Source organism: Moorena sp. SIO2C4, from assembly GCF_010672485.1.
Taxonomy (GTDB): Bacteria; Cyanobacteriota; Cyanobacteriia; order Cyanobacteriales; family Coleofasciculaceae; genus Moorena; species Moorena producens.
The window spans coordinates 1-10,286 of sequence record NZ_JAAHGN010000149.1 but is presented as its reverse complement, the minus strand read 5'-3'; the positions used below and the strand labels follow the sequence as shown (position 1 = coordinate 10,286).

The window sequence follows — 10,286 nt, the reverse complement described above, 5'->3', positions numbered from 1 at the left end:
CGCTCGCGGGATATTCCGTCAGAGCGGAGATACCCCCTAGATGCGAAAGCATCTTGCATTGGCGGGCCTTGGTCTATCTTGGTAGACTTTGGTAGCTAAAAAGTATCGGTTCAACTTGTTACTGTATTAATAGGCAAATAGGAAAATAAGATATGACAGGCGCATACGCAGCTTCTTTCTTACCAACGATGCTAGTCCCCTTCATAGGCTTAGTTATGCCTACTGTAGTTTTGGGACTTTTGTTTATCCACATTGAAAGCGACGCTGACTAAACAAGCTAGAAGTCCTGCAGGATACCAGCCCCCTTTTTTCAAGGGAGTATCGGTGAGAGTGGGACTCAATCATGGGGGTTGACTCCCGAGAAAGGGTGATCAATCCCCACATCCCTAGGGTTTTGGGCTATGCTTTTCGATTAGAGCACTCGTTAAGGCTTAGAGGGCTTTACAGTCTTCTGAGCAGGTTTGGGCTTAGGAGTTCGCCGATAACTCTTAAACTGACTAATCCCAGCACTGGCGGATTTAACCACATTACTATCTGGATCCCTTAATGCCCTTTCAAGCAAGGGTATAACTTTTTCAGATTTAATATTACTCAGGGCTTCAACAGCAGACTGTCGCACGGATGGTTGGGGATCTTGAATCAATTTGCCGATCAGCGGTATGGCCTGTTGAATTTCGGCTCTGAGTCCAAGACCCGCAGCAATTTTACCCAAGGCTGATGCAATTGAGCCCCGAATAAGGCTTTCAGGATGATTGATGTACTTACTTAACTGGGGAATATCCCTGGCTTGAGCATAATTTCCCAAAGCAGTTATGGTTTCATCCAAGTCCTGATCACTTTGGCTGGACTGATCAGTAATACTTGGGGTTTCTGTCAGCATTGTTTGCTCTGGCTGACTCGGCTCAGGCAACATTTCGTCCTTGACCACTGGTTGAGGCTCGTCTTGATTTGTTTCTGCCTCTTGTAATAATTCGACTAATTCATTACCAGTTTGCGCTGAAGTTTCCTCTGTTTCATCTAGGTTATTAACCTCGTCTGGTATTGGGGATTTATGAGCTTGTTCTAATTCAGCAATTTTTTGATGGGCTAACTCTAAATCAGCCTGATATTTCGCTTCCAAAGATTGCAGCTCTTGGCGAAAATTAGACTCAAGTTCTTCCTTTAACTGATGGGTAGCTTGTGTCAATTGTTCTTGATATTTTGCTTCCGAGGATTGGACAGTTTCCAGAAGACTAGCATCAAGTTGTTGCTTCAGCTCATTAGTGGTTTGGGTTAACTGAGCCTGATAATTTTCCTGTAAAGATTCGGCAGGAGCAGCAGCAGATTGCAGCTCTTGGCGAAAATTAGACTCAAGTTCTTCCTTTAACTGATGGGTAGCTTGTGTCAATTGTTCTTGATATCTTGCTTCCGAGGATTGGACAGTTTCCAGAAGACTAGCATCAAGTTGTTGCTTCAGCTCATTAGTGGTTTCGGTTAACTGAGCCTGATAATTTTCCTGTAAAGATTGGGCAGGAGGAGCAGGGCTAGACTCTAACTGCTGTTTGACTTCGGCAATTTTATGATTTAACTGCTCTCGATAACTTTCTTGCAGAGCTTGAGAACTTTGTTGTACCCTAGTCTCATACTTATTTTGAAAAACTTCTAATTTTCTGTCGGTTTGTTCGGATAGAAAATCCAGTTTATTTTGCAGTACAAAAAATACGATTGCCCCAACAACGGCTGCTGCAAGTATAGCTACAATAAGAATAATAATTGGGTTCATGAGGGCTCCTCTTGGGGTTGATATTTAGTTGATTTTATCTGAAAGTGTGCCTGAAGACAGGGTTGTTGGGCAATAGCTTAAGGCGTCTGAAATCTTAAAAATTTGTAGAAATGGCCTGAACAGGGCAAGTGGGGATACACTGCTCACAGACAATGCAACGCGATCGCTTAAACTTCAGTCTGAATGTCTCTGGCTCAAGAATCAGGGCTTGAGTGGGACAAACCCCAGTACATAAGCCACAATCGACACAACTATCCTCATCAATCAAAATCTCGCGACTTAGCAGGGAAACATCAATGTTTTGCGTCCGCATCCACTCAATCGCAGCATCCAACTCATCAATGTCGCCAGATAACTCTAGCACAAGTTTGCCGATTTGATTGGGAGCAACTTGGGCCCGGATAATATTGGCAGCCACATTAAAATCCTTTGCCAGTCGGTAAGCCACCGGCATCTGAATCGCCCGTCGGGGAAAGGTCAGGGTTACCCGTTTTTTCATTGTGATTTGTCAAACTTTATCAGTAGGCCAGTAAAAATAAACGTAACATTTGCACTTGTTTACAGTTCACTGTCAACAGTCAGCCGTCAACCGTCAACAAAAAACGTTTGAATCTAATCTACTTCTAAGTTACTCAGAAGTTACGCCCCAAACCCTACTATTGCTGGATTTATAACGAGAAACCGGGTTTTAAGGCTGTTGGTGCCTAAGTCTTGTTGTTGTAAAATGTAAACAATTATAAAGTTGTACCAAGAAAGTTGTAGCAAGATGGCTATTAATTCACCAGACTCAACTACACCATCATCCTCCCCTTCAGTACCCACTAGTGGCAGCCGGATCAGAAACTTTTTAATTGCCCTAGTAGCGATCGCACTGGGTATTGCCCTATTCTTGGGATTAAAAACTGAGACTAGTCTCGGTTCCTTGGAAGCCCAAGCCGAAGCATCTACCCCTCTAGAGGTTGCACTGAGCAATGGCAAGCCAACCTTGATGGAGTTTTATGCAAACTGGTGTACCAGCTGTCAAGCCATGGCAAAGGATTTGGGTGAAGTGAAACAGCAGTATAAAACCAAAGTCAATTTTGTCATGCTGAATGTGGATAACAGCAAGTGGTTACCAGAACTGGTCAAGTATCGAGTAGATGGTATTCCTCATTTTGTGTTTTTTGATGAAGCCAGCACAGTGATCGCCCAAACTATTGGAGAACAACCCCGTCAAGTACTCGAAGCTAACTTAGATGCAATAGTAACCCATGTGCCATTACCCTATAGCCAAGCTAGTGGTACGGTTTCGGATATTGACGATTCCCTATCAATTACAATAACGAATCAAGATGATCCTCGTAGCCATGGTAGTCAGGTAAAAGGCACAAGGTAAAAGGCACAAGGTAAAAGGCAACAAGCTTGCATAGAATTTCTTAAGATTTTTGCAGCTTTATTTCCCCTTTTGGCCTTTGGCTTTAGCCCTTGAAGCTGATTTTCCGCTACAGTAAAGATTAGCTGCTGACTAATAATCTGCCCCAGAATAATCTGCCCCAGTTGCTAGAGGGTTGCTGATTGATTTGCGAAAATGTCTAGAAAATCCCTGTCAAGCTACCCACAGCCTTTACCCTCAGCCACCAAACCCCTTGAGCTAGGTAAACGAAAGTCGATCAGACCGAGGGGAACTTTTAGACGACGCCTAAAATACATATATTGGCGCTTAGTTCGTATGCAAGGAAAACCAGAAGCGATCGCACGAGGTTTAGCATGTGGTGTGTTTGCTGGGTTCTTTCCGCTGTTTGGTCTCCAGTTAATTATAGGGATTTTGCTGGCGGTACTATTGCGAGGTAACAAAATAGCTGCTACTGCTGGAACTTGGATTAGTAATCCCTTGACTTATGTACCGATTTTTGCATTCAACTTTCACGTCGGTGAATGGCTACTGAACCAGGATGAATTGGCTAATGTGAGTTTCCAATCTTGGCAGGAATTTACAGAATTGGGGTCAGAAATTATCCTAACCTTATTCGTTGGTTGTTTCGCAGTTGGATTGGTCTGTGCTGTGGTTAGTTATTGGTTGAGTGTGCAGCTGATCCATCGATTGCGGACAAATCGTTCCTTGCAGCATCAGAAAAAGCGATGTTCTCGAAGAGCCGCTACGGGAACGCACCGCATTGAGCACTATAGTTGTGAATCCTCAGTGCTGAGTACTGAGTCCAAGAGTGCTAAGTACTGAGTGCTAAGTAAGACTTCATACTTCACACTTTATCCTTCACACTTCATATTTCATCCTTGATAACAGCCACGGCAATCAAATCCTCAATTTTTTTAATAGTGGTATCCCCTGCTAAGTAACCAATACCTCTATGAAGGTGAAGGCGAAACTGATTCGCTAGGGTTTCTTGTTCCAAACTTAAGCCATCGTTATGGCAGCGTTGTTTGAGAGCAATCAGGAGCATATCAGCCATATCTCCTGCCATAACGCTCCAAGTGAGTTCGACGTTACTATCGGCAGGTATGGGAACCGGAGAGGGCATTGTCGGTTCGGCGAGGGAACGGCAGATTGCCCAGCGACAAAGAACATGCCACTGAGGGATTTTGGTTTGACGTTTGAGTTTAATCAGTTGGTCTTTGGCAGTTTGGGAAAGTGTGATCTGGTTTATTGGCGGTTGCATGAATAAATTAATGCTTAATTGCTTCAACTATTGATTCAAATATTGCTTCACCCTTTTTGGGAAAAGGTTAAAGGTGAAAGGTAGAAGGGAATTTACTTACCTTAAGTGATCGTCTTATCTGACGTTGATCTTTATTGAATCTTTACATTAATCTTCACCTAGTTAATTATACATTTAATCAAGCTCTATGGGTTTTCACCTAAAATTTTTTCAGTAGAATAAAAATTTTGCTGTTTACTACTACTCAACTAAAAAAGTGATCAATGTCTAATGCTGGCGCTGTAATTCTTGTCATGGGAATTAGTAGCGGCTAAAAGCTTTGCGCTCCTACAACGCCAGCTTGGGCGATGACTTGTAACATTCTCGAAACTGTTTCGCGTGCTTTTGATCATGAAAACAATCTTCGGTACACCGGGTGACGACATAATTTCAGCTAGCGGTGGTAACACTACTATTTTCGCTAGCACTGGCAAGGACGATCTTACCGTTTTCCAAGGGGGGAATAATACCATCTTCGCCAATGAAGGCAATCAGGGTGATCGGGTTAGCCTAGGTATGGGCAGCAATAATACTGTCTACACAGGCGTTGGCGATGATGTGATTACAGTCTTTGAAAGTAATGAGAATTTAATCTTTGCAGGGGAGGGGAATAACCAAATCAGCCTGGTTAAAAGTGACAACAATCAGATTTTTGTTGGTGCTGGGGATGACACAATTTTTACGGAAAGGGGGGATAATGAAATCTTTGCTGGTGAGGGGGATAACGTTATCACTACTCTCTTTGGTGACAATATCATCTACATGGGCACTGGGGATGACACAATTACTACTAAATTTGGTGATAATGTTATCTTCGCAGGAGAGGGAGATAACCTGATCGATGCTCAATCCGGTAACAATACGATCTACGCTGGCAGTGGTAATGACCAAATTACGACTGGCTTCGGTGATGATTTAATTTTTGCCGGAGTTGGCAATAATTTTATTAGTGCTGGCATCGGGAATGATACTGTTTTCGCTGGCAGTGGTATTGACGAGTTTTTGCTGTTAGAGGGTGAGGGAGCAGTTACTATTCATGGCTTCCAATCAGGTCAAGATGTCTTCCAAAATAATGAACTCAGTTTTACTGTTTCCGGAAATAATACCTTGGTATTTGCCCAAAGTGGTGATATTTTGGCAACCTTAATGGATGTACAACTATAGCCATCTGAATATCAAGATTCAGCTATCAGTACTCAGCAGTCACTAGAACTTTTTAGGGCAACTTGGCGTCTTTGATAGCAAATACCGATGGGATTTACCTCCATGTACATTCGTAAAACTGTCTTCGCCATTGCCCTATTGATTAGCCCGTTATTGATTACTGCTGGCTGCTATAATAATACAAAAGAGTTAGTTGAAGAACCACAGTTACTGTCAAAACCTCTTACCATCCAGCTAGTCCCAAATACAGACCAACCAATTACTGCTGGGGAAACTGTCCAATTCGCTTTTAAAGCTGTTGGCGAGCCTGTCAATATCTTAGAGCCGATTCCGTTGAGAATGACTGTCTACCTACCAGATGGTAGCCAAAAACAACTCATGGTCGATGTGCAAAGTCCAGTTGTCTATTACCCTTGTGATCCCATACCAGGGGAAGACGATTCTTGTAACTATCCGAGGGTGGGTTTGGATCCTACTGCGGATCCTAGTCAGCCCTATCAACCAGGTCCTAGCATCACCTTGGAGCAAGAAGGAGAATACAGGATTACGTTAGACCCTGTCCCAGAAGCACTCCAAGACAAATTGCATGCAAAGTCAACAACATTTATGGTCATGCCGTGACCTGTTCTGAGTAGAAGTAACCCGATTCCACGGTTGTCCAATGTTTGGCTGGGTCATAATTTAGCAAATACTGTTGTGCGATCGCATCAGCGTCTCGTAATTGTTTAGCTTCGACCTTACCAATTTCGGTATCTGTAGACAGCAGAATCACCTGATGGGAGGCGGCGGGGAAGTAACGTTCCACTAGGTTGCTGCGATGGGACGAATCCAATCGTCCGAGGGGGGTATCAATGGCTACGGGTAGATTACGTCCAGAAACACGGGCGAGTCCCCACAATAATGCGATCGCTAATAATTGCTTTTCCCCAGCCGATAGACGATGTTTCGGTACAAGTTTTCCTTGTAGGTCGTACAGGGATAGGCTGAAGCTGTTGGTGTCGATGGCAACTCGATGGACTAGGTCAGATTTATGGAGGAGATAGAGGAAGCATTCGGTTACCTCATGTTCTAATTTATTCAGTTTTCTGAGAGTTAACTGTTCCCGGAAAACCTTAAGGCTCTGTTGGACTTTAGCAGATGCTGTAAGCATATGCTGATCATTTTTGCGGTCAATGGTTTCTTCACCATACCTGGCTAAGTCTTTTTTGGTTTGTGCGATCGCATATCCTAATTTATCGCAGCGGCGTTTGGCGATTTCGTAAGCTGCTTGAGCTTGAGCCAATTCCGTTTGTGCCTGTTTTAGTGCATCTTCGAGTTCTTGATAGGATTCCGGAGGAGCAGCTGTTGCTAGTTGTCTTTTAGTGGCATTAATATCTGCTTCCAGATTTTGGCGCTTAACTAATTGCTCTTCAGCTAATTGCTTTTGAGTTGGTTGGTAGTAAGTCAAGAGATTAGTTAGGGAATGAAACATTTCTTCCTCAGCTCCTAACCAAGCGTCTTTACCCTCCCCAGCCTCTTGCTCTATTTGTTGATTTTCTTTTTCCAAGAACGCTTTAATTTTATCAAATTTTTTAGCAGGCAACTTCAGAGCAGTCAATAAATCTATCAGACGTTGATCACGGTGTTGTAAAATATCTCTAGCTAGTTTTGCCTGTGATGCTAGCGATTCTTTTTCTGCTTGAGCTTGGGCTTGGGTAAGTAGGGGTTCAATTAACGATAGAGGCAAAATACCAGCTGCTAATTCCCTCATCTGTTCACGAATTTGTTCAGCTTTAGTATTGTAGTTATGGAGTTGACTCTCTAGTTGGTTCCGTTGGGCTGCAATTTTGCCACCATCACAGACAAATTTATCAAACGCTTGTTGCTGTTTTTCTCTGGTTTGTTCTAGCTGCTCTTGAGTAATCGCTAACTCTTGTTTAGCTAGTTCATAGTCTGATTGTTGAGAGGAGAGCTTTTTTTCGATATCTTCTAAATTAGACAGTTGCTGTTGATTCGCCATAGATTTACGTTTGCGCGTCACTAAAATATCAAGGTCAATGGCTAAGCGGTCAGCAAGTTCTAGACCAAGTAATGATCGAATCGCTTCCACAACAACCGGGGGTGGTGCTTCCACTTCTGCTAGTTCTTTAACCTGTTCCCCATCAAAAAGAAATAGGTTTGATATTCCTAAGGGCAAGAGATTTTCAATGTACTCGTCCCAAGTATTGGTTAGGGCAGAATCCAGCCAGTCTCCCTCTAAAATGCCTAAGTTATCCTTACCATCTTTCGGTTTTTTTGTCCAAGTGCGTACAATCCGATACTCCATGGGCTGGTCGTTCTCGATATGTTCAAAAACTAATTCCACTCGGGTGTTGTCAATAGGTAAGGCATTGCGATTGACTGACTGAGTTAGAAAGTCGCTATAACTCAAATTGCCACGGGTGGAACATTGAGCGCGGTGTCCATATAAAGCCAGACGAATCGCATCCATCATAGTGGTTTTGCCACCACCATTCATACCACCGACTAGAATAATAGGTCGAGAGTTATCATCCCTTTTTGGACAGAGATTGATTACCTGACGCCCGAGATAGGGTCCAAAGTTTTCTAGGACAAGTTCAAGGAAAATCACCAGTTTCTCAAGTACGAAGTTGATTACAAAGTTTATACATAGATCGAGAACCACAAAATAATAACTGTTTATTGGCCTTTATAGCATTTTTTCAATAGGTGAGGTACCTTTGGAATTATAGAGATTAGGTAATAGGGAACATAGAAAAAATCCTGTGTACCTCATAACTATGAGAAACGCTATATTTGCTGTTAATCGTCGAAAGTGAAACCGTTCAGAGTTAACGTTCGATAATTAACCCTAAAATGATGAACCGGGCAGCTTTATAAATTCCTCCTCTTCTGGAGTATTAATCCGACCAAGGATTTTATTACGATGGGGAAAGCGACCAAAACGTTCAATCACTTCTAGATGACGATAGGCATAATTAATTGTACTGGCACTATCGGGATCATCCTTAAGAGTCGAGAATAATTCAACACAGTAGCGCTGATGTTCGAGATTTTCGCTATGCTCAAAGGGTAAGTAGATAAACCACCGCTGAACTGGTAAGAGTTCTTTGTCAAAGCCTCGATCAACAGCATACTGGGCAGTAGACAAGGCTTTGGAGTCAGTGGCAAAAGCTTGGGGTTGACCCCGAAACATATTACGAGGAAACTGATCGAATAGGATAATTAGCGCTAGGCAGCTATAGGGTGATGTTTGCCAGTTATCTAACTCCCCAGCCACCGCTTGTTGATAGATGTCGAGGAAACGCGATCGCATTTCTTGGTCAAAATCTGGATTCTTAGTAAACCAGACTTTTCGGGATTTGCCATATTCGGGTTCATCCGGCTTACCAAACCAAAAATTTAATATCTGATTGGAGCTATCCAAAGCCTGTATCATAAGTTACTCTAGTTTGAATGATTACGAATTCTGGACTGGAAATTTCAAATTTGCCCAAGCCAGCTGCTTGACAGTGTCAACATCCCCTTCATCAGCAGCTGTTTTTAAATCTCGTTTCAAGTGAGCATTAGCGATCGCATCTTCTTTAGACCGAGAACTAGTGTCAAAGCACCGCTCCAAAGCCTCATAGATCCCAATACGACGAGACCTAGTCACATACTGGCGTTCTGTGTCTAGCAGTTTTGCCATTAGTTCGAGATGCATAGCATCATTGTCACAGATTTCTTCTAAGACCTGCCACTCATCACCACCAAGCAAACGATTTTCAGCGCCAGGACGGATGTCTTTGAAGGGTTCGCCAGTAACTTCTTCATAGATGCGGGGCAAACTATCATCAAATTCGTGTTTTTCTTCTAGCCAGATGCGACGAATCTCACTAAGTTCCTCTTTACTAATCAACGTGATGTCCCCCATATTTTCTGGACAATTCTGACGAACGTCAGTTTCAACAGTAAGCAATCTCCTCAGCCAATACTCCCGTGCTTCTTTGGTATAAGGACCAGGAATCGGCTCAACAGATATTTGTCCATCTAAATTCCGTTCATACAGTTGGACATTACCATTGCTACGTCTAAAATCTCGTCGCTCACGGTTTTCTCCAGGCTCCAACTCCTTGCGCAAATCCAGTAGAGGTTCCAGCCATTCCTTTTCTTCGTCATTATCAATCATTGCTGTCAGGGATTTATCCTGACTCACCAGTGTACAAACCCAGCAACCAAAACGAGAGCTACCACAACTAGGAGTAGAGGTATCCACAACTAATGGACATTCGTTATCAGCACTAGCCCCTCGATACATAGCAAATAAGTCTTTATTGCTGTATTCCCAGGGGTTTTGCCATTGCATGAGATAGAGCCAAACCTCATCATTTTGCCAATCTTCAATGGGGCTATAAACCAAGGAGTTTGGTAAATTCATATTAGGAGTTAGACGAGCACGTACTCGTTTAGCTTCCATTTTTTTCATCCGTCTTGCCCGTTGTTGGCTTTCAGCTTTGCGAGTGCCTAAAACAACAATAGCCTCTCCACTAGATCGGATAACATTCCGAATAAAACGGTTAGAGGGTTTAATTTTCAAACGTTCAGTACACCAGCGAAATTTACCCCGTGGAGCTGGGTAACCTTTACCAATTAAACTTACACAGTAGGTTTCTTTAACCTCCGGTTGA

Annotated in this window: 11 protein-coding genes; 5 read left to right on the top strand and 6 right to left on the bottom strand. The window is 43.0% G+C overall.

The genetic code is table 11. The features are described from left to right. Window positions 1-152 precede the first annotated feature (152 nt). Window positions 153-272, top strand: a complete 120-nt coding sequence (locus F6K20_RS10785) for a photosystem I reaction center subunit VIII (RefSeq protein WP_071986957.1) — start codon at window positions 153-155, stop codon at window positions 270-272. Between the two features lie 152 nt (window positions 273-424). Here F6K20_RS10785 and F6K20_RS10780 read toward each other — a convergent pair whose 3' ends face one another. Next, entirely contained in the window at window positions 425-1,762 is a 1,338-nt protein-coding gene (locus F6K20_RS10780) for a HEAT repeat domain-containing protein (protein ID WP_008189425.1), read from the bottom strand. A 94-nt stretch (window positions 1,763-1,856) separates the two neighbouring features. After that, complete coding sequence (locus tag F6K20_RS10775) at window positions 1,857-2,261, bottom strand: NIL domain-containing protein (RefSeq protein WP_008189427.1); 405 nt, start codon at window positions 2,259-2,261, stop codon at window positions 1,857-1,859. Window positions 2,262-2,528: 267 nt separating this feature from the next. Between F6K20_RS10775 and F6K20_RS10770 the strand changes: the two genes are divergently transcribed. Both F6K20_RS10770 and F6K20_RS10765 read left to right on the top strand, forming a co-directional pair. Continuing rightward, complete coding sequence (locus F6K20_RS10770; protein WP_008189429.1) at window positions 2,529-3,137, top strand: thioredoxin family protein; 609 nt, start codon at window positions 2,529-2,531, stop codon at window positions 3,135-3,137. A 192-nt stretch (window positions 3,138-3,329) separates the two neighbouring features. Beyond that, window positions 3,330-3,977: a DUF2062 domain-containing protein gene (locus tag F6K20_RS10765; RefSeq protein ID WP_081431929.1), complete on the top strand. Its 648-nt coding sequence runs from the start codon at window positions 3,330-3,332 to the stop codon at window positions 3,975-3,977. Window positions 3,978-4,020: 43 nt separating this feature from the next. Here the strand turns inward: F6K20_RS10765 and dndE are convergent, their stop codons facing one another. Beyond that, window positions 4,021-4,416 (bottom strand): DNA sulfur modification protein DndE, encoded by a 396-nt coding sequence (dndE, locus tag F6K20_RS10760; RefSeq protein ID WP_008189434.1) that lies wholly within the window; start codon window positions 4,414-4,416, stop codon window positions 4,021-4,023. A gap of 390 nt (window positions 4,417-4,806) precedes the next feature. On the opposite strand from dndE, the gene F6K20_RS10755 reads away from it, so the two are divergent. Further along, a complete protein-coding gene (locus F6K20_RS10755) occupies window positions 4,807-5,619 on the top strand; it encodes a calcium-binding protein (RefSeq protein WP_008189435.1) in 813 nt (270 codons plus the stop codon). A gap of 102 nt (window positions 5,620-5,721) precedes the next feature. Further along, the gene (locus tag F6K20_RS10750) at window positions 5,722-6,240 is read left to right on the top strand and encodes a hypothetical protein (RefSeq protein ID WP_287250468.1); all 519 of its coding nucleotides are present in this window, start codon (window positions 5,722-5,724) and stop codon (window positions 6,238-6,240) included. Here F6K20_RS10750 and dndD read toward each other — a convergent pair. The 3 genes from dndD to dndC form a co-directional block, all read right to left on the bottom strand. Continuing rightward, on the bottom strand, window positions 6,230-8,230 hold the full coding sequence (gene dndD, locus F6K20_RS10745; RefSeq protein ID WP_287267819.1) for a DNA sulfur modification protein DndD: 2,001 nt from the start codon (window positions 8,228-8,230) through the stop codon (window positions 6,230-6,232). The genes F6K20_RS10750 and dndD overlap by 11 nt on opposite strands. Before the next feature lie 240 nt (window positions 8,231-8,470). After that, window positions 8,471-9,058 (bottom strand): DUF924 family protein, encoded by a 588-nt coding sequence (locus F6K20_RS10740; RefSeq protein ID WP_287294638.1) that lies wholly within the window; start codon window positions 9,056-9,058, stop codon window positions 8,471-8,473. A gap of 21 nt (window positions 9,059-9,079) precedes the next feature. Then, window positions 9,080-10,286, bottom strand: a 1,207-nt coding sequence (gene dndC / locus F6K20_RS10735) for a DNA phosphorothioation system sulfurtransferase DndC (RefSeq protein ID WP_287294636.1), incomplete at its 5' end; no start/stop codon positions are given.